Below are 24,869 nucleotides of genomic sequence, written 5' to 3'. Positions count from 1 at the left end.
GGGGAAGAGATACCGATGAGATCAATATGGAAACATGCCTCTGCCATGGTGCTGATGGCTGGCGCGGGCTTCGCTCAGGATGCGCCCATCATTCATGATGGAGAATTCCACTTTCTCCGCGCGCAATTTGGCGAACAATGGGACGCTCAGGATACGGAGATCGAAGCGAAGCTTTCCGAGATCCGCGGCGCCAATGGCGGCAAACCACCTAATATTCTTTACATTCTGATTGACGATGTCAGTTTCGGTCAGATGGGCAACCGGACGATGAACTACGTCACCGGTTTCGATACACCCAACATCAACGATTTTGCCACAGAAGGCATGTCCTTGATGAGAATGTATACCGAGCCGTCCTGTACACCGACACGAACGGCAATGTTGACCGGCCGACACCCGGTGCGCGCGGGCGTGGAAGAGGTCAAGGTTGCTCTGGTCGGTGAAGGCCTGGCGTCCGAAGAGGTGACGATTGCCGAAATCCTGAAGGAAGAAGGGTACAACACCGCCCATGTCGGGAAATGGCATCAGGGCGATATTGAACAATCCTACCCGCACAATCAGGGGTTTGACTGGGCGGCCTTTCCCTTGCATCAGCAGGTTCAGCTCAGCTTGATGACACGAGATGCGATGGTTGCCAACAACATGCTTGGCTTCCATGCGTCGGGTCAGTCCAACCAGTTTCAATTGGACCAGCGGTTCAAACCCTACGGGCTGGTAACTGGCGTAGAAGGTGAAGCGGGCGGCCTTGCTCGCGAAGTAGACATAGCGCCGGGCGAAGAATGGACACAGGCAAAATACGAGGAAATGAACCTGCGCTATCAGCGTCAGGCATTGGAGCAGCTGGAGAAGCTGGCTTCGCAGGACGACCCGTTTTTCATGCAGTACTGGCCGCTCTACCCGCTGAACTTTGCCTACCCTGATGAGGCCGTTTCCCGCAATGGTGGCTTCCATGCCGACAAATTACAGGTTCTGGACGGCTGGATTGGCGAAGTTCTGGCCAAGCTCGATGAAACTGGCAAGGCAGACAGCACCGTCGTCATGATCATGGCTGACAATGGCTTGATGTATCACTACGAGGGGACATCAGGTCTAAACCAGCTGATTTATCGCGGCGGCAAGACCCAGCACCTGGAAGGCGGCGTGCGTACAGATGCATTTATCCGGTGGCCCGGAGCAATCGAACCGGGAAGCGCAGCTGGTGATATCGTGCATGTCTCGGATCTGTTCACTACCTTTGCCCGGATTGCAGGGGCAACCGACCGCATTCCGCGCGACCGTGTGATTGACGGGATTGACCAGACCGCGCTGCTGCTTGAGGGCGAAGGCAACTCGCGCCGCGATTACGTCTATGTGTACGAGGGGCCGGTCTTGCGCTCAGTAGTCAAGCAGGAGTTCAAGATGCATCTGCCTGCCCCCGGGCAACCCGGCGCGGCGGCTCCCGTGTTCAATGTCTACCGTGACCCACGCGAAGAACATCCCCTTGTAGGGTACTCTCTGTGGTCAGGGGCGTCGTTCCAGGACATGGTCAAGCGCCATCAAAAAACCATTGCCAAACACCCGCATCTGCCACTTGGAAAGGGTGTTCCTTATGAAGGTATCGAGAACCTTCGCCCGGAAAGCGAACTGACCAGAGAAGTCTTTTCCAGTTGGCAATAACGAACTTGGGACGGTGGCGGCAAAGCCACCGTCTCACCAATCGCACTAAGTTATTAGGTACACGATGGCCCGCCATTTCGTTGTTCATTCATATCTGGCGTCCGCGTTGCTGATGTCAGGTATTGCTGTCGGAGCTGAGGAAAACGCGTCGAACCCATTGGCGGCTGTCAACAACACGGACATTCGTTATCAGTATTTTGATCTTGAAGGTGGGGCAGACCGTCAGGATGTGTTCATTGATGGCGCATATATGCTGCGCCCTGATCTGAAGCTGAAATATGAGCTCCACTACAATTCGACAAATGCGACTGGCGCACGGTTCAGCGGGTTTGAAAAGACCAGTTTGAAGCTGATTTATTTCCCGTCACAGAAACCCCTGAATGACACCTGGACCGTCAAATCCGCGCTTGGGTTGGAGTGGATCCTTGATTTTGGCGACCCCGGTGAAGGCATTGGCACCGGGTCGGATCAGATCGCCCCGTTTGGTGGCTTTGCCTTTGCCAACACAAACACCGGGCTGACGCTGATCCCTTTGGTCCAGCATTTCGCGTCGTACAATGGCCCGACTGATGTCAGCCAAACTGCAATGCGCCTGATTGCGCTTCAACCGTTTGGCGATGGGTATTGGGTCAAAGCAGATATCAAAGCGCCCTATGATTGGGAAAACAACGCCTGGCCTGCAACCGCTGAGTTTCAGATTGGCAAAAATCTTAGCCCCGGTATTGCCCTCTATGCAGATGTGCTGATCGGGATCGGAGCAGATCGTCCTTATGATCAAGGCGTCGGAATCGGTCTCAGATTCAACTACTAAGTTTCAGGAACCCCAAAGACAAAGCTACGTCTCACCGCATAATTTTCAGCGTGATTGCGCTTGCTACGTGCCTTCTAACGCTGCCGACACTTTCCTGTGCTCAATTACTGACCGCGCCGGACCAGGACGAATCCAGCTGGGGTCATGGTGCTGCGTTCTATCTGTTCACACCCTTGCGAACCACAGGGACATCCACCGTGGCTGGTCAAGCCGCTGATCTAGATCTTGGCGACGTGCTGGACTTGCTCGATTTCGCAGCAGCCGGTCGGTATGAGGCATGGAATGGAGATTTTGGAATAATCGTCGACGCCAACTAAGTTGGCATCGAACAGGATACGACGCTGCCTGGCTCGATGGGTGCCGAGCTGAACGTAAACGTGCGTCAAAATGGTCTGGCGTGCTAGGTGCTTACCGTATCGTTGACGGAGGATTTGGTGCAAAAAACCAGCGGTATGCAATCGATATTCAGGCGGGACAGAGGTACAACTCCATCAGTTAGGAAACAGACATCTCCACTCCGACGCCTGGCAATCCGCCTGTATTGGGCGCCGATCAGGATTGGATAGAACCCGTAATCGGCAAGCGCGGGATGTGGCGACTGAGCCAAAACTGGCCCGGAATTGCTTCGTTGCTGGCGGAAATGACCTTCAAATCGGTGCGAGTGTTGGTTTTGATTTCCAACCCTGAGAGACAACCGCCCTCACATTTGGATGCCGCTATTTCAGCGTCGACTACAGCGACATGCTGAGTTCAGGAGAATTCGCCTATGACGCCGACCGGCACGGGCCTTACTTTGGCATCAAGTATTTCTTCTAAGGGCAGCTCTATTGCGCTCCCGGCTTCCGGCGTGCACGTAACTTTGCACTTGCAGTGAATGACGGCGAAGCAGGCTGCGACCGCAGCATTTGATTGGTCGGTGAAAGGCAGGTTTGGACCGCGAGCCTTCAATTCGACTGAAATTCGCCGAGCTATGTTATTTTCGAAAACAAATTTTGAAACTACGAGCGGCCAGCGGAAAAATTCGCTGGCCGTTCTACTGAGTTGAGCAAGGGCGCAAAGCCAGCCGTTACCCCGTCTGGGCGTGGTTGCCAAAATACATGAACTCTTTGTCCATTCCTGCAACGTCCGCCGCGTTCAGCGACAGATTGGCGCCGTCCAACATCTTGTAGCTGGGTTGGGACTTCACCCACTCATCCGCGTCCTGCAAGGTGGTCAGGGTATAGCTGGTGGTCTCGCTCAGATAATGTGTCGGAATGATAACTTTGGGGTTCAGGCGCGACACGATATCATCGCCCTGACCATAACTGAGAATGTGTTGCGATCCGTCCACCGGCAGAGTGAGGATGTCGATTTCCCCGATGGCATCCCAGAATTCCTGCGGCGGGTTGTGCCTATTGTCGCCCCAGATCAGGGTTCGCAACCCACCGGCCTCGATCACATAGACCACCATGTCCATATGGCTAACATTATTGGGCGGGCAGGCTTCAACGCCGAATTCAGCCAAGGCGTTTGTCCAATTGTACCAACCCGGAGCCTGGCACGCGTGTTTGTCGGCAAACCCCGTGATCTTGATATCGGCAAACTCAAAGTTTCCAACCATCCGGTCCAGCACCATAGTTGAGACCGGGCGGTGAATGGCATCGTGGTCAAAATGCGTGTGGGTGGACATGCAGATGTCCACTGGCACCTCGGGGAATTCATTCTTGAACCACAGCCCCCAGGCACCGGACGGGTCATCGCGCCATGGGTCGAACAACACCGTCGCCCCGCTCGGCGAGGTGAATTTCAGCGCGCAATGGCCGTAGAAGTCGATCCCCAGATCGCCATCGACAGCAGTGCCCGTGGTTTTCTGCAATTCGATAACACCATTGTTGTTCCCCGGCTGGGTCCAGTCTGTCGATTGCGCCTGAGCCGATGTGCTGGACAACAAAGACGCAGCACCGCCCACTCCTGCTGCTCCGGCGGCCATGAAAAAAGAACGTCGCGAAAGGCCTGGCGTCAGATCGTCTTTCTTGCCATTCACCAATGTCGGTTCCAGCTTTAGGTCTTCTCGTTCCATTATGTGTTTCCCTGTTGTTGCCCGGCACCCGGATTGGCACCATGGACAAAAGGGTAACAACGGTAGTCGGTCAGATGAGTGTGAGAAAACCAAGAGTAAATCATGGGGCTGGCCCCCATACCTATTGCAGGGACCGCAGCTTGGTACGCAGGTTCTGACCCGTTTTCCGCAAGCCCAGTTTCTTGCGTATGTTGTTGCGATGAAACTCGATTGTGCTCGGCTCACGCGACAAAACCTGAGCAATATCTTTTGTGGTCTGGCCGCGCATAATCATTTGGGCGATGTCCTGTTCGGACGGGGTCAGCTGTTCGAACACATCCCGCTTTTCGTCGGACATCGAGGCAGTGATGGATCTTAAATTCTCTTCCAGAATATCAAGATAGACCAGCGCCGCATCGTTTCCTATGACCCGGCTGCGCAGCTTGGCAAAAGTCGGCGCGACAACTCCTTTGATCTGTCGCATGATGTTCTGGTCATAGTCATCGCGCGACCGCTCAACGCTTTGCAGCAAAACGCGCAGGGCGATGTTTGCCTCTTCCAACTCGGCGGTGCGTTCTTCGACACGTGTTTCCAGTTGATCCAGACTTTCCTGAAGTTGTCGTTCAAGCTGAACGCGTCGGTCCGCTTCGACAAGCAGTTTAAGGTCCGCTTCGATCACGCGAGCAAACTCTTTCAGCCCTTCGCGGAACATCAGAGCACGTCGGTTCAGTTTCGAGTCCAAAACGCAAATTGTCCCGAACACAGACCCGTCCGGCCAGTAGAGCGGGAAGCCGACATAGAAACTCATACCGTGTTCCATGTCGTCATTGTCCGCCCATCGGGGATCGTACTGCGCGTCTTCCACCACCAATTCGCCCTGTTCCAGAACGCCATGGCAGTAGAGTTTTTCGTTCAATCTGAAACACAGCCCGACGTCATAAGGGTGGTCCGCAGTATCGTTCCTGACGAAGACTGAGTGTTCGGGGGTGTGGGTGCGCATCACCAGACTGGCAGGCACATCCGCCAATTTGGCGATGAGGTTCACAATTCTCTGCCAGTTATTGATCGTTTCTTTCGGAATATTCAACATTGGCCGAACAGCGCCCCTTGTACTTGCTGCCTTGGCACCACCATCACCAATCCCTAGCAGCAGAACAATTAGAATAAGCCGATTGCCCTTCGATCAAGCCCTATTGCTTCAGCAAGGCGTGCGCTTGCCGCACAGTCCGGTGCCCGCCGGTTGAATGATAGATACGTGCCGTGAACGATGGTTCGATGCCAAAAAAAGAGCATAATCTGCCGCCGATCGTTTCCCTTGCCCTTGCCAAACACAAGGCAACAGAATTTCGGAGATCACCGTGGCTACTTTTTCGATCACGCGCAGCGAAAGCCTGCGATACGGGTTGCGATTGCAGCATCAAAACAATGGGTTGGATGCCGGCTCTGGGCCGTCCTTGCAGGTGAACATAGGTTGGTATCGTACGAATACTGGGGTCGATCTAATGGTGACAAAGCTGGTCGCCGATTACAAGCGTACTCTGTTAGGCGCCAGGCCCGACAGAGCCTGTATACCGAAGCGCGATTTCTATTAGCGTCAGCCAAAGCTCAAACACCGCTCAGGAACTTACGAACAGTGAAAGTAATGAGGTTGGCTACTATCTGCTCGCTCGTGTTGATACCGGCAAAATTTGTGTCCGCAGACCAGCTGGCAACAGACAGCTATGTGAAATACCTGTCGCATAGCGACATGACTGACAATCAAAACCTATTACTGGCTGAGTGCATGGTTGCATTGCTCTCACCCGAAGCCCGAGCTGAACTCCAGTCATCAAAGTCTAAAAGAGCTGCAGAGTTGGCTTTTCTGGCAGACGGCAAAAATACGTCTCAAGGGGTCTGTATCGTTCGGGCACTCACTGAAGCGAAGTAGCAACATAATCGGGCGCTAACTGCCGCTTCAGCTTTGCAGTGGCGCAACGTGTTGAGCTGAAAGCCCACGCGGGGGCCCCGACGGTTTTGGACTTCGCCTGCAAGTCACGGTGGTTTTACCCAAAAACTGGCGCATTATTGCAGTGAGTAATTGACGGGTGATTATCAATTTGTTCGGTTGATCTGAACTGACTTTGCTTCACGTTGAGAACGTCCCGACCTGCGGCGCCAATAGGGTTTTTGGTGTCCGCACAAGATCAACGCCCATTCTGTCAAGGCTAGTACTGTTGTGTGCTCAACAGTAGCGATACCGAAGATCTGACTACCAGATCACAACACTAGCCGTGTACTAAATTCGCTTTTACTCACCCAGATTGGGAACTTGAGATATCCTGTCATTTCTCGTTCGCGATGCGCTCCAATTCATCGGCAACAGCCAATGGTGCGGTTACTATCGCCTCGTGACAGGCGGCAATTTCGGAAATGGGCCAGCCATATTGCCTCGCGCGGTCGAGCGATCCGTTTGCAGGCATATAGGGCGGATCTGACAAGTGAATATAATGGGGGTTCAACCCTTTTCCTGCAGGCTTTTGCATGGCCAATGACGTCTTTAACGTTGCCAAAGGATGTGGGGTCAAGCGCGGCTTCAGGAAAGCGATGTCCGCCGCCTTAGTCAAACCCAGAATTTCCGGGTCAACCGGGGGCAAACTAAGGCCGTTGCTGAACTGATTGGCCAGATCCTGGCGGGCCTGGGCAATTTCGGAATCCAGCAAATCGAACCAGCTCTCGCCCGGCTGCAATATTGCTGCATCAAGATAGATCACCTTTGAAATCCTTTCAGCCACCTTATCGCCGGTTCCGCAAATCGTGGCACCGCCAAAACTGTGACCGACCAGAACCAGGTCGTGGAGGTCTTCAAACAAGATATGCTGTTCGATGTCGCGCGCAAAAGTCTCCAAGGTAATCTCTGCGTTGATCAAATGTGACCGATCCCCGACACCGGTATTGGTCGGCGTGTGAACCTGATGGCCCCGTGTCCGGAGGATGTCGGCGACCCGAGACCAACACCAACCGCCATGCCAGAGGCCATGCACAAGAACAAAAATCGATTGAGGCATCCGGTCCCCGATCCTTAAATTGGCTGCAACATTGTGGCACTCTAGCTGAGCTGAACGAGGCGTCAAAAGTTTCTGCAATACCAATCAATTTTTGAGACTCGGTGACAATGAAATTTGATATTTAATTCACTAGGTATTTCTTGTTGGCAGGTTCGAAACGGCACTAGCGACGAGAGGTAGCTGACCCCAATACTCTGTCTGCTTGGTGGGTTGAGTTAAACATTGGTGATGATTGGCACGTGCAATGCCACTGGGTGATCGCCGTCTAACAGCGCAGCCCGGCCGAGAGCTTGTCAACGCCCGAACCCTAAGTATTGATCGCTGTAGTGCGACTGAGAGAATGGGGCATTGGCCGCAGTGTCGATGAATGCTGCTATTTGTGTTGGGTCAAAAATGCTTGACGTTTGGGTCAGAATTGAAGGATGCGCTTCACTGATTTACTAAGGTTTTGGGCATCGAGTGAGATCAAAGATCTGTGACGTTCCACAAATGTCAAGGGGTCGGAACGGCCAAATCCGGGAGGGACCCACGCGTGCCTCACGCGGGGTAGGAACCGGAATTTTGTCGAGAAGACGACGCGCGTTCCGCGCGGCGCTGGCCCCTTGACCGGCGCGGAGGATCTCGTTCCGGAGCCTGGCCGCCGGGCAGTCCTCTTTCCAAAGACGCCCGTTTTTGCGGATCGGGATGATTGCGGTGGCCTGTCGTTCGATGATGGCCGCGTAGCATCGTCGGGTGTCATATGCGCCATCGGCAGTCACCGTGCCGATCTGCTGGTCTTCCGGGACTTGGTTGATCAGGTCCGGCAGGACCGGGCTACCGCTGTAGCGGCTCGAAGTGAATTCAGCCCTGCCAACTCCAGCAGGCTGGCAACCACACCTGCAGTCTGCCGCAGAGGCAACTTGAACAGCTTTCGGGCCGCGCCAGCCAGGTCATCCCCGATCAATCCAAATCAACAACGAGGCACGCATTCTCGGAGCAGCATTGTAGTTGGCCCAGTTCTTCGTGCGATGGCGAGTGGGAGTCGGCTTTGGCATTCCGCCCTCCTAATCACATGGATTCACATTGTGAATTCTCCTTAGTCGAGTTCTTCAACAACGCCGTTCAGCAGCATGAACAGGCGTGCCAATATCAATGGAAATCTCATACCCGCTGTCATCGGCATCCACGGCGGCCTCACCGTTCGGGCTTATCTGGCTGTCGAAATACCCATCGCGCAGCTGACCGTCGATATAAAACTGACTGTCCGCAACCAAAAGTGCTCTGAGGGTAGCATCGTAGCCGACGGCCGAGATATCGGCGCTGGCCAAGCGGTTACCGACACCTGATGACAGATGGTCGATGCCAAATTCCAGCCCGCCAAACACCTGTCCGCTGCAACCTCTCCCATAGGGAAAACTGTGTCATATCGACGTTCATCGCTGTGTGTCAAAACACTGCGATCACTGACATTTTTTGTACCAGCGTGGTTATGTGCTTGCGAAACTGCGGAGCGAACGTCCTGTGCTTATCCGCGCAGGTCATGGCCTCGAAACGGACCGGCCATGGACATTCCAGCACACATAGCAATAGCGAATGCAGTGACGAATGCAATCATTACGTTTTTCATCATTTAGCACGTTCCAGCTAAGCGTGTTCATTTCGCTGTGTGTGCAATAAACATGGTAATCTGCGGCTCAGGTTTATTGCGCGGGCACGTCAAGGTTTTGAGGGAAGGCATCAAATTGGCGCCCGCCTACAGTGCAATATCTGGTGGGGCGTTCACTGCCAGGTAGGCATTGGCTTTGAGGCAACCGCTCGCCAATTTGAATGGGCATAAATCAACACGCGCAACCGCGAAAATACGCTGTACCAGCCGAAAGTTTGGACTGGGTCGAGGTCGATTTCCTTGCGCTCTTACCGTATGGACAATGTGCTGAACCGGCCTCATAGAGAGACCGGTTCAGCCGGGATCCTGGTACTAGCTGTCCGGGCCCGGTGATAAATAGCGGCATGTCGCGTTTCCTCTAGGAAGACCCGCCTAGGTCCGCAATGTGCTACCGGTGGTGCATCCAGGTTGGGTTATCATCGAGGCCGCCACCCGACGTATTTCCTATAATCCAAGTGTAACTACCACCGTCTGCAATACCGATGGCTACGACATTGGGCAATTCCGAGCTCCAGTTCGTTCCATATGTACTCTGCTGCTGGGTCGAGGAGAGATTGGTTTGACCCAGATCCTGCTTTGATGTCACAGCGAAGCGACCGTCAGCCATGCTATTGCTTTGTTGGGTTTTGGCCATCCGGTCAGAGTGGCTGATTGCTTGCGAAATCGTTGAGCGAACATCATGTACATTCCCGCCCCGACCGTGGTCACGCAACGGACCGGCCATGGACATTCCAGCACTCAGAACAATGGCGAGTGCAGTGACGGATGTGATCAGTGTCTTTTTCATTTCTTGGTCCCTTTCGGTTTGGCGCTGTTGATGCGCTGTGTGTGAGACCAATTTGGCAATCCGCAGATCAGATTTATTGTGCGGGCACGTCAAGGTTTTGAGAAAAGACATCAAGTTTCCGCCCGTCGGCGGCACCTCCCGCAGTACGGCAGCCTTTGTCCGGTGAAATTTGACTTCGCTACGGCCCTCCGCGAAACTGAATAGGTGGAAATCGACAAAGCTCGAACAGCCGACATTTGGGCAAAAAGCAGCATCAGGCACAAAGGGCTCCTTACGGACCTCGGTGCCATCGCGGCAAAGCCCTCTGCCTGGCTAAAAACTGACACGAGGACGGCCCAAACCTGCCGCTGCGCTGCTGCTTCCTCAAAGCAGTCCTTCGGAACCCTTGTCTTTTGCCTCCTCTTCATAACGCTTACGTTCTGCATCCGCCGCGTTACGCCACTCTGCACGAAGTAGGTCCATTCGCCGAGGAATGCTGTCATTGAGGACCTCCGCCTTAATGATCCGTTCTGTCCGAAAGTACCGAAAGCCTTCTCGCATCTCGCACCATGCAGCGATGATGCGGCTGGTGTCCCGATAACCCAGCAGTACGGGCCAGATCACACGACGGGTCTGTTGGCTTGAGTGCTCCAAATATTTAAGGGCTATCTTTTGGCGGCGCCAAATAGCCAGGCGAAAGGCCGCGGCTCCCAGTACTTCATCCGGCTGAAGAAACGACGTCCGGTACTTGTCAGGTGCGACAGTTTCCAGCTTGGTGATCAGCTTCTCTGCCGCCCAACATCAAGCAGGGAAATTTACTGAAGCCGCCATTCGTGTGTCTGCAACGAATCGGCGCTTGGTCCGCAGAGTGCTAGTAGACCACCTCCAGATATAGCGCTCAGGTCGAAAATTCGGTTTGACGGACGCACCACGGCATTTGCGCTGCTCGTTGAACGGCAGGTATGGGCCGTGAGTGAAGCGTCGTATAGGCAGACTAAACTCCTTGCGCGCTAGAACGGCTTGCCAAGACCCATTCGACCTGCAAAAACTATGATGTTCAGTTGTCTAACTGGCAGCGAAAGCTGAGGAAATCCGACAGATTCAGAGCGTTCAAACGGTGGACACATTGAACAAATTTGAACATCTTAATACGCCGCCTGCCGGACCTTTTCGATTTATTGCGTTGGACGTCGAAACGGCGAGCAATTCTATCGGTAGCATATGCCAGATTGGGCTTTGTTTTGTTAGCGACACTGGTTCCATGCAAACCTATTCTGTACTGATTGACCCCGAGGGACCATTCGAGGTTTTCAATACTGAGCTTCACGGGATTTCTGCCGAAACCGTGATTGGGGCTGGAACATTCCCAACGGTTTACGCATCCTTGTTTGAAGTCCTGAACACCCACAATCTTGTGCAACACAGTACGTTTGATGAACAGGCGATGACGGCTGCTTGTACCCGGTATGGGCTGCCAATGATCTCGTCGCATTGGACAAATAGCGTGTCGATTGCCCGTCGGGCATGGCCGTCCTTGAAGGGCGCCGGCGGGCACGGGTTGGCAAATCTTAAGAAATACCTCGGCCTTGAGTTTCATCACCATGATGCAGGTGAAGACGCCCGTGCTTCGGCTTCTGTGATCTTAAAAGCAGAGGAGGCTTTGGGGACGCCGTTGTCTTACCTCAGGACAAACCGCCAGTTGAACTTCCAATTCGGAAATCCATCCGAGAGATAAGCGGCCAAGGTCTTCTAGGTCCTGCTGAACGGCGAACTAACAGTGCGATGTTGCGCAGTGTCCGAAGTCCGGCTCTGCTGAAGCAGTCATCCCAATTTTTGCAGTGTTCGAATGTCTAGAATGGGTCAAGTCGTTTTGACCATTGAGCGTGGTTTCATCACCAGTTTCCTGCAACACAACAAAACAATTGCGAGTTACGAGCAGGTAGGATTGCGCATGATAGCAAGCTGGTTTTCTCACTTATTTTTAGCCACCCACACGTTTGGTTTTATGGTGTAAAAACTCGTCGTGCCTGGGCACGCACTGCTTAAGACGTAACTTAGGCGCGACTCAAATCCATTCAATTGTTTTTTTTACCTAACTATTTTTGCGACCGTACCCAGATGCATCTTGGCTAAGTTGGAAGCTGTCGAGCAGGGGAAGAAATGCTGCCAACGACGCGCTATGTGAAGAGTGGAGGCGTGCATGTCGCCAATCAGTTTTTTGGTGATGGGTCAAAGAGCTGTGTTTTTGTTCCCGGATTTATCTCTCATATCGAAAACTATTGGGACTAACCCAGATGTGCCTGGTGGTTAGAAGGCGTTGCCAGGTTGTAAAAATGGGTTTGTGGTTGTAGCGCGATGCCATGTTGGATCAGTCTGATCTGTCCCGCCTCAGGGGTTTCCGTTTCCCGCGTTCGGTCATCGGCTACGTCCGGCGGACAAATGGCACCTCGTCGAAGTCGTAGTGCCTATCAATGGTCGAGAACATTGGCTGTGGCGCACGGTCGATGGCAACGGCGACGCACTTAATATCCTTGTTCAGCCGTGTCGCAACAAGGCCGCCGCGATGCGCTTATTCAGGAAGCCGTTCAAGACCTGGGCAACCGCGCGTGACCATCACGGACAGACTACGTTCTTGCCGCGCTGCGATGGCAGAAGCGGCCCCGGAGACTGATCTTCGCCTGAACAATCGCGTTGAGGCTTTGCACGGACATACGAGGCGGTGACAGAAGGTTATGGGCCAGTTCAAGTCACCCTCTCAGGCGCAACCGTTCTTGTCGGTCCACGATCAAACCGCCGCCCCATTCCGACCCAAACGCAACCGTCTTTCAGCCTGTTCTTATCGCCATTCACGAGCGGATACCGTCAATCTGTGGACTCAGTACAGCGGCCAACAGGCCGCCTAAACCATCTCGGCATGGCAACTCTCAGTCAATGAAAACAACCTGACAATGCCCAAGTCCCAAAAAGGTAATACTTTGTTCAGGTGAAAGTCTGCTTCCTCAAATTTTATTGTTGTTGAATTCAGAGAGACATGAACAAAGACCCGCAACCGCAGCCGGAATGTCATCCTCATGGGTGCAGCCAAAACCCAATAATAACCCATTCAAGTCCTGCCGCTGCATGCAATAATATGAGAGCGCATAGGCCGCCACGCCGTGCGCATCCAACACATCCAGCATTTCCGTATCCGGCAGGCTGGCAGGCAGGTCTGCAATCACTCTCAGCCCGCTAGTGTTCTTGTGCAAGGTTACAAGCGGGTTGGCAATGCGAGCAAAGCTGTCAATCATCGCTTTGCGGCGACGTGTATAGGCACTGTGCATGCGTCGGATATGAGTGTTCAGATGTCCCTGCTCAATAAACTCTGCCAACACCGCCTGCAGCCATGTGTTGGGGCCGCGGTCAGTGACGGCGCTGAGCGCCATCAGCGGTCTGGCCAGCGCCCGGGGTGCAATGATGAAGCCAAGCCGCAGCGACGGGAAGAGCGCGTTGTTGAAGCTGGAGACGTAGATGGTACGCGCATGGTGGTCGTCGCAGTAGATCGCCGGGTCAGGGCGTCCGCCGAACATAAACTCATTGTCCAGATCGTCCTCGATGAGCCAGGCATCATTGCGGCGGGTCCAGTCCATCCATTCTAACCGCTGGGCTATCGGCATCACGGCGCCCAAAGGATACTGGCAGGAGGGTGTCAGATAGGCCAGACGTGCCCCATCAGAATTCGGGCCGTCAGGCGGAACGGCTGCACCGGTTTCAGTCACCGGGACAGGAACGACGGCTCCGCCTTGAGCCAGAAAGGTAGCCCGTACCACCGGGCTGGATGGATCCTCCATCAACACTTTGTCGCCAGGGTTTAGCAGCAGAGCAGCAATCAGATTCAGCGATTGCTGGGAGCCGGTAGTGACAATGACCTGACTCGGGCTGCATTTCAGGCCGCGCCGGTTTAGTACGTAATCACAGATTGCCTCACGTAGGGGCGCAAAGCCGCCGGGCTGGCCATAGGCCATCATCGTACTGTCCAGCCGGTTGCGGATTCGGTTTTCGATCCGGCCCCAGATCTTGTGCGGGAACAGATCTATGGCAGGAATGTTGGCCAGGAAGGGGCGCACCATGACCGGATCGAAGTAAGATGAATCCAGCCCCTCTGTTACCGCCTGGCCGCGCTTCGATAACCTTGGTGGAAGGGTGGTTTCCGGCACGTTCCTGACGCCGGGGTTTAGGCCTGGAAACTCCGGGTTGACGAAAGTTCCGGAACCGGTTTGGCTTTGCAGGTAACCCTCGCTGGTCAATTGCTCAAATGCGGCGACAAGGGTGCTGCGGGCAATTCCGTGGTGTTCTCTTAGCCAGCGGGTTGAGGGCAGTTTCTGCCCGGGTTTGATTTCCCCGTTCTGGATCATCCGGCGCAGGTGCTGAACCAGTTGCAGATAGAGCGGTGTGCCAGCCTCGCGATCCAGTTTCAAAAATGGCAGCGGCGCAAAATGCTTCGTTTGCCCTGGCACGTGCGAACTCCAAATTGGTTTGCAACATTTAATCTAAATGGACGTAGTAAATAAAGCCACTTTCTGCCAACAAATCTGTGAATGCCCTGACTTGGGCACATGAACAACAAGAAGGCTGTATGGCCCTGCTGGGGCCGGTGCAGCCAGCAGGGGAAAACATGTCTGACATCATCAATCACTATGTGAAACAGGCGGCCAAAGGTTTCATAAGCCGCCGAGAATTCATCGGCCGCCTTGGCGCGCTGGGTGTGGCCGCTGCCAGCGCTAACAGCCTTCTGGCCTCTGCAGTGCGCGCCGAAGGTCCGAAAAAGGGTGGTTTGATCCGTGCGGGCCTGCAAGGCGGCGCCAGCACCGATAGCCTGGATCCGGCGCTGTCAGCCAGTTCCGTCACTGCCAATGTGCTCACGGCCTTTGGCGATTTGTTAGTTGAAGTCAGCCCGCAGGGTGAGATTGTTCCCCGTTTGGCGGAATCGGTTGAGGCGAGCGATGACGCAAAGACCTGGACCTTCAAGATTCGCAAGGGTGTGGAATTTCACAACGGCAAAACGTTGACGCCGGACGACGTACTTAAGACCATGCAGCGCCATTCAAACGAAGAGGCGCAATCCGGTGCGCTGGGTATCATGCGCGGTATCGCGTCGATGAAGGTGGATGGCGACTATTTTAGCGTTTCCCTGGATACGCCGAATGCAGACCTTCCATACCTGATGGCAGACTACCACCTGGTGGTTCAGCCGGATGGTGGTATGGCGCACCCGGCTGCAGGCATTGGCAGCGGCCCCTACACTGTCGAGGTCAACGAAGCCGGCACCCGCTACGCATTCAAAAAATTCGCCAATTATTGGGACGAGGGCCGCGGCCACGCCGATGAGATCGAGATCCTGGTGCTGAACGATGACACCGCCCGCGCGGCAGCGCTGCAGAGCGGTCAGGTCCATTTCATCAACCGGGTGTCGCCCAAGATCGCCAAGTTGCTGGGTCGCGCGCCTGGCCTGCGGATCGAGACCATATCGGGTCGCGGCCATTATGTCTTCGTCATGCACACCGACACGCCGCCGTTTGCCAACAACGACATGCGAATGGCGCTGAAACTGGCGGTCGATCGGCAGGAGATGGTCGACAAGGTGCTGCGCGGATTTGGCAGCGTCGGCAATGACATGCCGATCAACGCTGCTTATCCGCTGTTTTCCGGCGATATCGAGCAGCGCAGCTTTGATCCGGATCAAGCCCGCCATTACTACCAAAAATCCGGTCACGATGGACCGATTGTGCTGAAAGTGTCGGACGCTGCATTCCCCAGCGCGGTGGATGCCGCTGCGCTGTATCAGCAAAGTGCGGCCAAGGCAGGTATCCCGCTGGAGATCCAGCGCGTGCCTAGCGATGGCTACTGGTCCGAAGTCTGGAACAAAGAGCCATTCTGCGCGTCTTATTGGGCAGGCCGTCCGGTGCAGGATCAGATGTACTCCACTGCCTATAAATCGGATGCCGACTGGAACGATACTCGCTTCAAGCGCGAAGACTTCGACGCACTGCTGTTGCAGGCCAAGGCAGAGCTTGATCCGATCAGGCGCACATCGCTCTACCACGAGATGGGTCTGATGGTGCGCGACGAAGGCGGCGCTATAATCCCGATGTTCAATGATTTTATCGATGGGGTCAGCGAACAGATCGGCGGTTGGGAAGGCGATCCGGGTGGTGGCACCATGTTCGACGGCGCACTGGTCAAGACTTGGCTGCTGTAATCAAAGCTCCGGAAAACAGCGGTGGGCGGCCCCAAAACAACCCGTCGCTGTATTGAGCAGTTCCATGAATTTGGTCACCTACAATATCCGCTACACTCTGGGCATGGACGGGGTTTATGATTGCGCTCGTATCGCCGATGAGGTGCGCGGCGCCGACATCATCGCCTTGCAAGAGGTCGAGCGCAACTGGCGTCGCAGTGGCATGGAAGACCAGCCGACACAATTGGCGGGTTTCCTGCCCGACTACCATTGGAGCTATTTTCCGGCGTTCGACATGGATGCCAGCAGTGTCGGCACAGACGGCCGCGTTGAAAACCGCCGTCGCCAATTCGGCGTGATGTTGCTGTCTAAATACCGTATCCTGGAGGTGCGCCGCCACCTGTTACCCAAGATTGCTACCGCTTGCAGCCTTGGGATGGAGACTGGCGCACTGGAGTGTATCCTGGACACCCCGGGCGGTCCGCTGCGGGTCTATTCTCTGCATTTATCGTCTGCGTCCCGGCGAGAAAAGTTGCTACAGGTGCAATACCTGATTTCCCTGCATCAGGGTGCGCGGGCTCGTGGTGGATCTTGGACCGGATCGGCACCGAAGCATGACCCTATCGAGTTGGCAAATTTTCACGCCATGGATTGGTCTCAGGGTGAACATGAGCCGAAAGCCCCCAATAGTACAATTGTGCTGGGCGATTTCAATTTAGTTCCTGACAGTCCGGAATACACTGCTTTGACCGGCGAACCTGACATAGCGACCGGTCACAACCTACACTGGGACAGCCTTGCGGACAGCTGGGTCGTTGCAAAGAATAGATCCGATGGCGACGGATTTACGTGGTGGCCCGACCCGCCTGATCGCGCACCTGCACAGCCTTTGCGGCTGGACTATTGTTTGATCACTCCCGATTTGGTCCATTCAGTAGAGAGGGCCTGGGTGGATTGCAGCGCAACTGGTTCCGATCACCGCCCTTATTGGGTCGATCTGCGCATTGAATGTTAGCATTTTCCGCTAACTTTCTGATGGATTCCATATCCAAAACTTGCCAGATGAGATCCCTGCTGGCTTGTGTCGCAAAGTTTTCGATAGACCAGCGTCGATGTTATGGCAGGCGAAGTCATCCTGTAATACCAGCAGACATCCGAAAGCTCGAGTTCGTTGCGCTAGAGAATTGCTGTTCCCGGATCATGTTGACGACTTGGATCCTAACAAGCGTGGCCGTATTGAATTTGAACGACTTAAACCCACACTTGTGCCGAACCCACCGCTGAAGCAAAGGCCTTGAACCCTAACATCGGTCGAGTGTGTCTCTTGATGAGGCGATAGTCCTGTTCCACGATGTTATTTAGATACTTCCGCCTGACCATCGCGATAGAAATCGCGTGCCTCGGCGTGACGGGCGTAGCGGGTGTACAGCCCTTCTTTCAGCATGTCATCCAGCGCGACGTCCAGCGCGTGAACGACCGCCACGGGCATGGATGTCAGGCTTGGATGCCAATTTCTTGAGGCGTCGTATTGATCCCGCCATCGGATTACATCCGTGAAGCCGTCGCGCGGAGACTGTTTCGCTTTGATCAGGTTCCAGGCTTCATCTCAAACGGCGATCATCCCGACCCCCGGTACAGAGCCCAACCCTTTCTGCGAGGCGGCCGTCATCACCGACACCCCCCAGCCATCCAAATGCGCGGGATATGTGCAAAGTGCGCTGACACTATCGACCATAATAGGAACGCCCGCCTCTGAGGCGACTTTGGCGAGGGCATCGACCGGGTGCTGCAATCCGGTCGAAGTTTCAAAATGGGTAAAACAGAGGAGGTCGTATTTCTGCTCTGACAGCGCTGCACGCACGTAGGCCTATGAAAAATCGGGAACAACATACAGGCCCTGGGGGCCATGCTGTGCCGCCACCACAGTTGCAGCCACTTCCACGGGGCCAGGCGTAAAATCCCGAACGTGCGCCATCAGTAGGTCGCTCTTCCACCTGAGAGATCAAAGACTGCGCCGGTGTTGAATGTGCAATCTTCGGAACTTAGCCACATCACCATGCGCGCTGCTTCTTCAACCCAGCCGAGGCGTTTCATGGGGGATTTGTCGATCATGATTTGCACGAAATCTGGCGTCATCTGATCCAAGATCGCCGTTTTGATGGCGGCGGGTGCGATGCAATTGACGCGAATATCAGTCTGCGCCAGTTCCTTAGCAATCGACTTGGTGAAACCGATGACGCCTGCCTTGGACGCCGAATAGGCCGAGGCGTTAGGGGTGCCTTCTTTGCCTGCAAGCGAGGCCATGTTGACGATCCGACCAAAGCCAGCCTTTTGCATCACGGGAACGATGGCTTGAGCCAAGTAAAAAGTCCCGATCAGGTTGACCTCAATTACGCGGGCCCAGACCGCCGGATCGTTTTCCGCGACCGGAAGTGTTGGGCCGGCGAAACCCGCATTGTGAGACAGAAAATCTATGCCACCGAAGGCTTTTCTGGTCTCTGCAACTGCTGAGGCAATCTGGTCTGGTTGGCTGATATCCACTTTGCAAGCGATTGCACCCGCGGGGGCGTCATTTGGTTCTGAAAGGTCCCAGATCGCCACGTTGGCGCCGGCAGCCGCATAATGGCTTGCGATTTCGGCTCCGATCCCGGCTGCCCCGCCGGTGATAACGGCGGTACGTCCTGCGAAGTCATAGGTTACATTGCTCATGATGTCTTACCGGATAAAATTTTTCACGTAGTCAGCGCCAAGGCCAACCTCTTCGAAATGCGCACGGCACATATCGATCTTAGTGAACACATCCTCATAGCCCAGGTGATTTCCGTCGGGATCGCAGTAGTACATCACCCCGTTGACCTGAAAATAGGTGATCATTTCCTGGACATCATCGGGCACAACAAGTGTGTGGGTCTCTCCGGGCGGTTCGAATACATAGCTGCCTTCTTCGGCAAACCAATCATGCTCAAGATAGTGCCAGCGCCCCTTCAGCACGAAACCATGCACAGGGCAGGCATGGCGGTGGCGCGACAAAACACCGGACTTGGTGACTTTCAGCAGGTTCATCCAGTAGCCTTGCGAGACATTCAGGCAAAGCGGGCGAAAAAATGCGTGCTCAGCCTGTTGCACCCACATGCGCGGATCATCTTCGGCCAACGCGTCAGGGACCACAATCTCGGGCAAGGCATCCTGCGGCATCGGATGCTTGTATGGCACGCGCGGATTTTCGTCAGTTTCGGTCAGTGGCATTTCGGCTCCTACCCATTGCGATCAGTTTTGCTGTTCTACAATGTGGACATCGTTTGCAATATATGGAATATACACCGTCAAGACGCCCCGTCAATCAGAGAGGTAGGAATGGCAAAACAGGTCCCGGGAACCCAAAGCTTTGCGCGTAGCATCAGCCTGCTGCAGCATATTTGCGATCGCAGAAACCCGCCAACACTGGCCGAACTTCTGGATGAATGCGCCTTTACGCGTCCAACGCTGTATCGCCTGCTAAATGGCTTGGAGTCCGAAGGGCTGATCGTGCAACTAAAGGACAAAAGCTACAAACCCGGTCCACGCCTGATCAATCTTGCCCGTTCTGCGCTGGCCAAGTCTGACATTCGTGAGAGGGCGCAGGATGCCTTGGTTCGCGTCAGGGATCAGACGGGTGAAACCGTACATCTCGCGGTGCCAAGTGGCGAAGGGCTTGTTTACATCGACAAGATTGAAAGCCTTGAGACGGTGCGCATGAACTCGACCATAGGCACGTTTGTCCCGCTTCACTCCAGCGGAGTCGGCAAAGCCTACCTTTCGGCTTTGCCTGAAGAAAAGCTGGCCGCTTTCCTGGAAAATGCGACTCTGGAATCGATCACCCCGTTCACAACCACGGATCCAATCCAATTGCGCGCGCAGATCAATCAATGCCGCGCGCAGGGGTTCGTTTTTGACAATCAGGAGAACGAAACCGGCATTGCATGTTTTGGAGCGCCCATCCTGGATGAAAATGCCCAGCCTATTGCTGCGGTCAGCGTATCCGTGCCGTTGTTTCGGTTGAAAGACGAAACGTCTCGATACTCAAGCGCCTTACTGGACTGCGTTCGAGAGTTGTCCGACGGTGAGTTTCAAAGCTGAATCTAAATCTTGCACCCAAGATTTCACCAACGGGGCCAATAGCAGCACTGCGATAAACAGCTGTTTGGTTTCGCAATCTTTGAGTTTGACAGCCCTCTGATCTTGTCGGTGTAGCGAATGGCGGCAAAGCGGGGTGCACCTGCAGCATCTCGGTTGGCTGCTGGATGTCGGCTGTGGGTCGAGATACGACGTGTTCGACTTAGCCTTTGAACCAAATCGGAGAGTCGCCCTCTGACCAAGTTGCGTATTTACTCATCACAAGCAAAAATATCTCACTGTCCAGGAATTGATCCAGCCACGCTGTTAGATTCGGCCACTCCTGAACGTCAAACCATGCCCGATCTATATGCGCAAACTGGCGCACAAACGGTAGAAGCGCCAGGTCGGCAAGGGTGGGGCGATCTCCGAAAAGCCAGGCCTTCCCGACTAACCTCTCGTCGAGGCTGAGCAAGTAGCTTGCCGCTTTCCTGCGTTCCTCATTGGCGTCTAAATCCGGATACCGCGTGGTGTATTTTGTATGATCTAAAGCCGCCTTGAATGGACCATCATTTACCGTAATCAGACCCCAACCTTCTTGAGGCATGTCCAAAAGCCGCTGTGGATCATTTTGTTGGAGCGCCCAAACCATGATTTCCAGACTTTCATCTATAACTTTGTCTGGAAGTCGAAGCGTGGGCACTGTTCCGGATGGGGATACTTTTAAGAAAGCCTCTGGCTTATCCCGTAAGAGAATTTCGCGCAGCTCGACTGTAACTCGTGAACTCGCCAATGCGAGGCGGGCCCTTATCGCGTACGGGCAGCGACGGAATGTCCATAAGATAGGGTGGTGAGCCATATGAGGATCTATCTCCAATCTACCAGCTTGGTCAAACCTCACATCGTTTCCCAATAGGTACTCCTGCTTAAACGCAATCATATTGAGAATTGGATATTATGTGACACTAAATGCCGTGATCCATTGATTTTTCAATTGGGAACAAGTCAACGCATCCAACCACTGACGGTGTCATACCTTTGGCGTGTTAAAATTCGCGCGGGGCGCGCGGCTCACCGTGACTCTAATCGTTGCGATAGCTGACCGCCTTGCGGTCTGCGGCGCTTGTTTTCTTGGGCGCCAGGGGGTCAAATCTCTCGTATCTGAACCGGTCCAGGGCAAGGCGCGAAGAGAGAGCCGCACCGTTGGTCCGGCTCCAATTTCTCATTTCAATTCGCCTCAAACAGAAACCATGAAAATCACGGTTCCTCCCACGGACAGAGCGCGGGCCCCTCCCAAATTCTTCCAATTTCAGCCTGACGCCCAGCCCTCAGATCAGAAACGGGTCTTTTCCATCGGCCCCGCTCCTTTCCAGGGAAAAAACGCGGAAAAGGTGCCGGTCTCGATGTCTCACGGCCAATGGACGTTAGGGCGAAACCCACACCTTTGGTCCATTGGAACAAACTCAAACGATGGCGGACAAGCCGGGTGCATATCGGCCAACGTATCGTCGAAGGAGGACCTTATCATGAATGCACAAATCGCAGAAACCACCATGTCACAAGCGCAGATTAGCGCCCGGCTTTCGGAACGGAATGATGGATTCCGCAAGCGTGAAACTGCAGGTAGCAGCGGTCATTGGATCTTTACCACGGCAAACGATAACGAAGGGCCAGAGTCTTTAAGGCCAGTCTTGAGGCCGTCCAAGCATATGACGGGTTGACCGAGGACAATGATCCTTATGGCACCCATGAAAGGTTCTGTTGCGAAGTTTCCTACAGCTCGGAGAAATGCATCCGACCTGCGGTGTCAGGCCGCCAGTTCTTCGACCTGTTGAAAGGGGCAAAGTCCAGGTGTGAATTGGCCTTTTCGGATCATGTGCGCGACTTCGATGTCTGCCAGAGTGGCTGAAGCTGAAGCAAAGGACTTGAAGACGAGCATCGGGCGGGTTCGTCCTTTGATAAATCAATCATTCTGTTCCACAATGCCATTCAAATATTTCCGCCTGAGCATCTCAATTAGCATCGGGCATCCAAAGCCCTTTAGCATCTTGTTTATGGCCTTGATGCCAGCTGTTTTAGCTCCGCTTTTGTCAACGACTCGAAAGAGATAAACGCACGCGCCTTTCACCTTGATGTAAGCCTCGTCCATCTGCCAGAAGTGGTTACACGGCCCCTTACGTCTGCGCGCTACGTCGGCGATTGCACCAGCGTATTCTGTCACCTAGCGGTTCAGCGACGTATGACCTACTGCAACGCCACGTTCGGCCATGATTTCTTCAAGATCACGGCAGGACACGCCGTATCTGACATAAAAAACACAGCAAAGAGGATCACATCCTTGGGATATTGCGCGCCTTTGAAAGAGATTATGAACTGACTTTCGACTAGCTGGGATCGAAAGCCATCCACGCTCTAAAGCTAAGCGCGTCAACAGCCAAAAGTTTGCAATAGAGCCCTACCCGCCGGTGCTGGCTTATGAATACGAAGTGATAGCCGAAACCTCCTCGAAACGGAAAATTACGGGTGCGCAAGGGTCGAAAGATCTGAAAACTCAGGACACCGCACCGGTATTTCCAAGTTGTTTGTCATCGCTTGCAAAGAGTGTCGGATGGTACAGTCAGGTGGTCAGCGTTTGGACTTGACCCTTCCTGAGATCGGGCGCATCCGCTGGGGCATAGCGACGGATACTGCGGCGACCCCATAGGTTCCCGGCCACAATCAAGATGGTGACCGTCCCTGTGCAGCTTGAACTCCAAGCATCATGATCGCAATTGTCTCCGGCGTTTAACCTAACAATTTCAATGGTCAAAAAACAACTTGCGCTGGTTCGGAATCAACTTAAACAGAAAATATGAAATGCCAACAAAATCCCACTCTGCTTGAACTAGGAAACAACCCTGTTATCGCGAAGGGAAACAGGCAATTCGTATATGAACACCCATTTGACAAGGGGTTGCTGTTAAAGGTTCCGCAACCTCACACGATGGATGCAGGTTCGAGGCTTGTAACCGACAAGTGGTATGACCGACTGTTTCGCAGAGCTACCGCTTTTAAGGGTTTCATGCGTGAGTTTGATGAAGCCTTTTTTCTGATGATCCGCCATCAGGAAAGTCCGGAAGTGATGCCCGTTTGCAGGGTGTTTGGCACCGCACCGACAGACAAAGGTTTGGCGCTTGTCTATGAACGCATTTCTGATCCGGATGGACAGCTTTCCCCAAGTCTGGGTCAGTTGATTGCCAAAGATCGTCTCACCCCTCAGCATTTGAGCGATCTCAATAGTCACTTCGACCAACTGTCAGATGAACGCGTCATCATAAGCAACAAGAACACTGGCAATCTTGTCTATCAAACATGGCCCGACGGATCCGGGCGATGGGTTTGGATTGACAGCTTTGGGTCTAAACAAGTCATTCCTCTGCGAAGATGGGTTCGTAGTTACAATGACCGTAAGCTCGGCCAGGTTCGAAAAAAGTTCTTTGAATTGATAGACGCGGCAAAGAGCTAGTCGTCTGACAAGCCCTGTTGATTAGGTCCAACAGGTCCTTGTTTGGTTAGGCCGGGAAGGCGCCTATTTAGCTGGTGGCTTATGCAGCAAAGCCAAATCGACGCCGGTTGATTGCCGTAGAGCGGGTGTCATTAGCCTAGACCAAATGCCTGGCCCATGCGCGTCCGGCGACGCTCGATGGACTTGCGGAATGCTAAATCAGAAACCAGCGTCAGCGGAAACAGCACTCTTTCGCCCAAGCCATCGATAACGACCAGTTTTCCATTGCGCTCTTGCGCCCGTACAATGTTTTCAAAACTTAGGTCGCCCACGATAATCCGGCCACGTTCAAGGTCGTCCATGAGTTCCATGAATTCACTGTGCAGCTGTTTGCGCTCTGATATGTCATCGCCCAATGCGGCCCGTTCCGATTCCAGCGTTGGCGCCAAATCGCCATCAGGACCGGTCATCTTTTCGACCACCAGCGCTGGTCCTTGAGATGTTGGAGCATACCCCATAAAATCCGCAAGGCGTTCAATCTCGGGGCAGCCTCGTGTCAACGCGGCTAAGTATTCGTTTGCTTCCCGGTTCCATTGACGGAGGTTGCCATAGCGCCTCTCGGCATATCGAGGAATTACGTGGTTACGCACCGGTTCATCCACCCGGACTTTCAACAGCGCGCGCTCAATAAACGGATGCTGATAAATTTCGTAGTTGCGGCTTCTTCGCAATGGCCGAATTTTACTTAAGTCTATCATGTTGTTTTGCCGATCCTAATAAAGAAGATTACCGATTACAGCCATCCTCTCAAACCAAGGCCTCCAATTAGTCCTTTTCATGTTTGAGGACAACCAGATGCCGAAACCAGACATTTAGTATCGGCATCTTGCGGAACGTATCGATAGTGAAGCGGTACTGTTCTTAAGCCCAGTTTGTGCAGATGTTTAACGCGCCTCCGTACCCCATCATTCTGCCCTAAAAGCCCGAGCATCAGCATTTGTTGATAAGGGTGAAGCCAATATGACAACGCCATGTCCACTGTTAATTCACTGCAGCGTTGATTGGTGTTGTTATGAGTGATGGAGTGATTTGGCTGATTGTTCTGCCCCATTTTGTGAC

Annotated in this window: 22 protein-coding genes and 3 pseudogenes; 8 read left to right on the top strand and 17 right to left on the bottom strand. The window is 53.9% G+C overall.

Features of this window, described 5'->3' with window-relative positions; all coding sequences use genetic code 11:
* Nucleotides 1–15 precede the first annotated feature (15 nt).
* Nucleotides 16–1,656 carry a sulfatase-like hydrolase/transferase gene (locus AC2FIO_RS16650; RefSeq protein WP_496699029.1) on the top strand — a complete coding sequence of 547 codons (1,641 nt, stop codon included), beginning with the start codon at nt 16–18 and terminating at the stop codon, nt 1,654–1,656.
* 112 nt (nt 1,657–1,768) lie between these two features.
* Nucleotides 1,769–2,467 (top strand): hypothetical protein, encoded by a 699-nt coding sequence (locus AC2FIO_RS16645; protein WP_496699027.1) that lies wholly within the window; start codon nt 1,769–1,771, stop codon nt 2,465–2,467.
* A 1,066-nt stretch (nt 2,468–3,533) separates the two neighbouring features.
* On the opposite strand, the gene AC2FIO_RS16640 is transcribed toward AC2FIO_RS16645, so the two are convergent.
* From AC2FIO_RS16640 to AC2FIO_RS16610, 7 genes and pseudogenes are all read right to left on the bottom strand, one after another.
* Nucleotides 3,534–4,526, bottom strand: coding sequence for an MBL fold metallo-hydrolase (locus AC2FIO_RS16640; protein WP_282170410.1), 993 nt, complete (start codon nt 4,524–4,526; stop codon nt 3,534–3,536).
* 121 nt (nt 4,527–4,647) lie between these two features.
* Nucleotides 4,648–5,595 carry a LuxR C-terminal-related transcriptional regulator gene (locus AC2FIO_RS16635; RefSeq protein ID WP_496699025.1) on the bottom strand — a complete coding sequence of 316 codons (948 nt, stop codon included), beginning with the start codon at nt 5,593–5,595 and terminating at the stop codon, nt 4,648–4,650.
* 1,231 nt (nt 5,596–6,826) lie between these two features.
* Complete coding sequence (locus tag AC2FIO_RS16630) at nt 6,827–7,549, bottom strand: alpha/beta hydrolase family protein (RefSeq protein ID WP_496699023.1); 723 nt, start codon at nt 7,547–7,549, stop codon at nt 6,827–6,829.
* 608 nt (nt 7,550–8,157) lie between these two features.
* A pseudogene (locus tag AC2FIO_RS16625) lies at nt 8,158–8,583 on the bottom strand (transposase); the annotation flags it as partial.
* Between the two features lie 54 nt (nt 8,584–8,637).
* Nucleotides 8,638–8,913 (bottom strand): hypothetical protein, encoded by a 276-nt coding sequence (locus tag AC2FIO_RS16620; RefSeq protein ID WP_496699021.1) that lies wholly within the window; start codon nt 8,911–8,913, stop codon nt 8,638–8,640.
* A gap of 669 nt (nt 8,914–9,582) precedes the next feature.
* A complete protein-coding gene (locus AC2FIO_RS16615; RefSeq protein WP_496699017.1) occupies nt 9,583–9,981 on the bottom strand; it encodes a hypothetical protein in 399 nt (132 codons plus the stop codon).
* A gap of 363 nt (nt 9,982–10,344) precedes the next feature.
* Nucleotides 10,345–10,647 (bottom strand): WYL domain-containing protein, encoded by a 303-nt coding sequence (locus AC2FIO_RS16610; protein WP_496699276.1) that lies wholly within the window; start codon nt 10,645–10,647, stop codon nt 10,345–10,347.
* A gap of 439 nt (nt 10,648–11,086) precedes the next feature.
* On the opposite strand from AC2FIO_RS16610, the gene AC2FIO_RS16605 reads away from it, so the two are divergent.
* Nucleotides 11,087–11,695: a 3'-5' exonuclease gene (locus AC2FIO_RS16605; protein ID WP_496699011.1), complete on the top strand. Its 609-nt coding sequence runs from the start codon at nt 11,087–11,089 to the stop codon at nt 11,693–11,695.
* Nucleotides 11,696–12,421: 726 nt separating this feature from the next.
* Nucleotides 12,422–12,631 carry a DDE-type integrase/transposase/recombinase gene (locus AC2FIO_RS16600; protein WP_496699009.1) on the top strand — a complete coding sequence of 70 codons (210 nt, stop codon included), beginning with the start codon at nt 12,422–12,424 and terminating at the stop codon, nt 12,629–12,631.
* A gap of 328 nt (nt 12,632–12,959) precedes the next feature.
* Here AC2FIO_RS16600 and pdxR read toward each other — a convergent pair whose 3' ends face one another.
* Nucleotides 12,960–14,453: a MocR-like pyridoxine biosynthesis transcription factor PdxR gene (pdxR, locus tag AC2FIO_RS16595; RefSeq protein ID WP_496699007.1), complete on the bottom strand. Its 1,494-nt coding sequence runs from the start codon at nt 14,451–14,453 to the stop codon at nt 12,960–12,962.
* A 158-nt stretch (nt 14,454–14,611) separates the two neighbouring features.
* Here pdxR and AC2FIO_RS16590 point away from each other — a divergent pair, with 158 nt between their 5' ends.
* Nucleotides 14,612–16,195 (top strand): ABC transporter substrate-binding protein, encoded by a 1,584-nt coding sequence (locus AC2FIO_RS16590; RefSeq protein ID WP_496699005.1) that lies wholly within the window; start codon nt 14,612–14,614, stop codon nt 16,193–16,195.
* A gap of 64 nt (nt 16,196–16,259) precedes the next feature.
* Nucleotides 16,260–17,189, top strand: coding sequence for an endonuclease/exonuclease/phosphatase family protein (locus AC2FIO_RS16585; protein ID WP_496699003.1), 930 nt, complete (start codon nt 16,260–16,262; stop codon nt 17,187–17,189).
* A gap of 260 nt (nt 17,190–17,449) precedes the next feature.
* Here AC2FIO_RS16585 and AC2FIO_RS16580 read toward each other — a convergent pair.
* The 5 genes and pseudogenes from AC2FIO_RS16580 to AC2FIO_RS16560 all read right to left on the bottom strand — a co-directional run.
* Nucleotides 17,450–17,545, bottom strand: a pseudogene (locus AC2FIO_RS16580) (IS6 family transposase); the annotation flags it as partial.
* Nucleotides 17,529–17,663, bottom strand: coding sequence for a hypothetical protein (locus AC2FIO_RS16575; protein ID WP_282170421.1), 135 nt, complete (start codon nt 17,661–17,663; stop codon nt 17,529–17,531). The pseudogene AC2FIO_RS16580 and the gene AC2FIO_RS16575, both read right to left, overlap by 17 nt.
* Nucleotides 17,664–17,780: 117 nt before the next feature.
* Nucleotides 17,781–18,035, bottom strand: coding sequence for an aminotransferase class V-fold PLP-dependent enzyme (locus tag AC2FIO_RS16570; RefSeq protein ID WP_496699001.1), 255 nt, complete (start codon nt 18,033–18,035; stop codon nt 17,781–17,783).
* A 113-nt stretch (nt 18,036–18,148) separates the two neighbouring features.
* Nucleotides 18,149–18,883, bottom strand: coding sequence for an SDR family NAD(P)-dependent oxidoreductase (locus AC2FIO_RS16565; protein ID WP_496698999.1), 735 nt, complete (start codon nt 18,881–18,883; stop codon nt 18,149–18,151).
* Between the two features lie 6 nt (nt 18,884–18,889).
* Nucleotides 18,890–19,420, bottom strand: a complete 531-nt coding sequence (locus AC2FIO_RS16560; protein ID WP_496698997.1) for a 2,4'-dihydroxyacetophenone dioxygenase family protein — start codon at nt 19,418–19,420, stop codon at nt 18,890–18,892.
* 108 nt (nt 19,421–19,528) lie between these two features.
* Between AC2FIO_RS16560 and AC2FIO_RS16555 the strand changes: the two genes are divergently transcribed.
* The gene (locus AC2FIO_RS16555) at nt 19,529–20,290 is read left to right on the top strand and encodes an IclR family transcriptional regulator (protein WP_496698995.1); all 762 of its coding nucleotides are present in this window, start codon (nt 19,529–19,531) and stop codon (nt 20,288–20,290) included.
* Nucleotides 20,291–20,489: 199 nt separating this feature from the next.
* Here the strand turns inward: AC2FIO_RS16555 and AC2FIO_RS16550 are convergent, their stop codons facing one another.
* Together AC2FIO_RS16550 and AC2FIO_RS16545 are read right to left on the bottom strand one after the other, a co-directional pair.
* Nucleotides 20,490–21,206 (bottom strand): glutathione S-transferase, encoded by a 717-nt coding sequence (locus tag AC2FIO_RS16550; protein WP_496698993.1) that lies wholly within the window; start codon nt 21,204–21,206, stop codon nt 20,490–20,492.
* Between the two features lie 867 nt (nt 21,207–22,073).
* Nucleotides 22,074–22,636, bottom strand: a pseudogene (locus AC2FIO_RS16545) (IS6 family transposase).
* Between the two features lie 481 nt (nt 22,637–23,117).
* Between AC2FIO_RS16545 and AC2FIO_RS16540 the strand changes: the two are divergent.
* Nucleotides 23,118–23,771: a YrbL family protein gene (locus AC2FIO_RS16540; RefSeq protein WP_496698991.1), complete on the top strand. Its 654-nt coding sequence runs from the start codon at nt 23,118–23,120 to the stop codon at nt 23,769–23,771.
* Between the two features lie 131 nt (nt 23,772–23,902).
* Here the strand turns inward: AC2FIO_RS16540 and AC2FIO_RS16535 are convergent, their stop codons facing one another.
* Both AC2FIO_RS16535 and AC2FIO_RS16530 read right to left on the bottom strand, forming a co-directional pair.
* Complete coding sequence (locus tag AC2FIO_RS16535) at nt 23,903–24,508, bottom strand: YrbL family protein (protein WP_282121617.1); 606 nt, start codon at nt 24,506–24,508, stop codon at nt 23,903–23,905.
* 77 nt (nt 24,509–24,585) lie between these two features.
* Nucleotides 24,586–24,869 (bottom strand): hypothetical protein (locus AC2FIO_RS16530; RefSeq protein WP_282170428.1); only part of this gene is annotated, 284 nt, incomplete at its 5' end.

This window comes from Ruegeria sp. CDSB086, assembly GCF_059611065.1.
The sequence above is the reverse complement of the archived record's forward strand: the minus strand, read 5'-3'. Positions and strand labels throughout refer to the sequence as shown.

What these genes read in the sequence shown, in the direction of transcription:
- AC2FIO_RS16555 (WP_496698995.1), top strand. Translation starts at nt 19,529, where the DNA reads ATGGCAAAACAGGTCCCGGGAACCCAAAGCTTTGCGCGTAGCATCAGC.
- AC2FIO_RS16590 (WP_496699005.1), top strand. Translation starts at nt 14,612, where the DNA reads ATGTCTGACATCATCAATCACTATGTGAAACAGGCGGCCAAAGGTTTC.
- AC2FIO_RS16565 (WP_496698999.1), bottom strand. Translation starts at nt 18,883, where the DNA reads ATGAGCAATGTAACCTATGACTTCGCAGGACGTACCGCCGTTATCACC.
- AC2FIO_RS16650 (WP_496699029.1), top strand. Translation starts at nt 16, where the DNA reads ATGAGATCAATATGGAAACATGCCTCTGCCATGGTGCTGATGGCTGGC.
- AC2FIO_RS16585 (WP_496699003.1), top strand. Translation starts at nt 16,260, where the DNA reads ATGAATTTGGTCACCTACAATATCCGCTACACTCTGGGCATGGACGGG.
- AC2FIO_RS16550 (WP_496698993.1), bottom strand. Translation starts at nt 21,206, where the DNA reads ATGATTGCGTTTAAGCAGGAGTACCTATTGGGAAACGATGTGAGGTTT.
- AC2FIO_RS16635 (WP_496699025.1), bottom strand. Translation starts at nt 5,595, where the DNA reads ATGTTGAATATTCCGAAAGAAACGATCAATAACTGGCAGAGAATTGTG.
- AC2FIO_RS16615 (WP_496699017.1), bottom strand. Translation starts at nt 9,981, where the DNA reads ATGAAAAAGACACTGATCACATCCGTCACTGCACTCGCCATTGTTCTG.
- AC2FIO_RS16645 (WP_496699027.1), top strand. Translation starts at nt 1,769, where the DNA reads ATGTCAGGTATTGCTGTCGGAGCTGAGGAAAACGCGTCGAACCCATTG.
- AC2FIO_RS16575 (WP_282170421.1), bottom strand. Translation starts at nt 17,663, where the DNA reads ATGCCCGTGGCGGTCGTTCACGCGCTGGACGTCGCGCTGGATGACATG.
- AC2FIO_RS16640 (WP_282170410.1), bottom strand. Translation starts at nt 4,526, where the DNA reads ATGGAACGAGAAGACCTAAAGCTGGAACCGACATTGGTGAATGGCAAG.
- AC2FIO_RS16535 (WP_282121617.1), bottom strand. Translation starts at nt 24,508, where the DNA reads ATGATAGACTTAAGTAAAATTCGGCCATTGCGAAGAAGCCGCAACTAC.
- AC2FIO_RS16540 (WP_496698991.1), top strand. Translation starts at nt 23,118, where the DNA reads ATGAAATGCCAACAAAATCCCACTCTGCTTGAACTAGGAAACAACCCT.
- AC2FIO_RS16630 (WP_496699023.1), bottom strand. Translation starts at nt 7,549, where the DNA reads ATGCCTCAATCGATTTTTGTTCTTGTGCATGGCCTCTGGCATGGCGGT.
- AC2FIO_RS16560 (WP_496698997.1), bottom strand. Translation starts at nt 19,420, where the DNA reads ATGCCACTGACCGAAACTGACGAAAATCCGCGCGTGCCATACAAGCAT.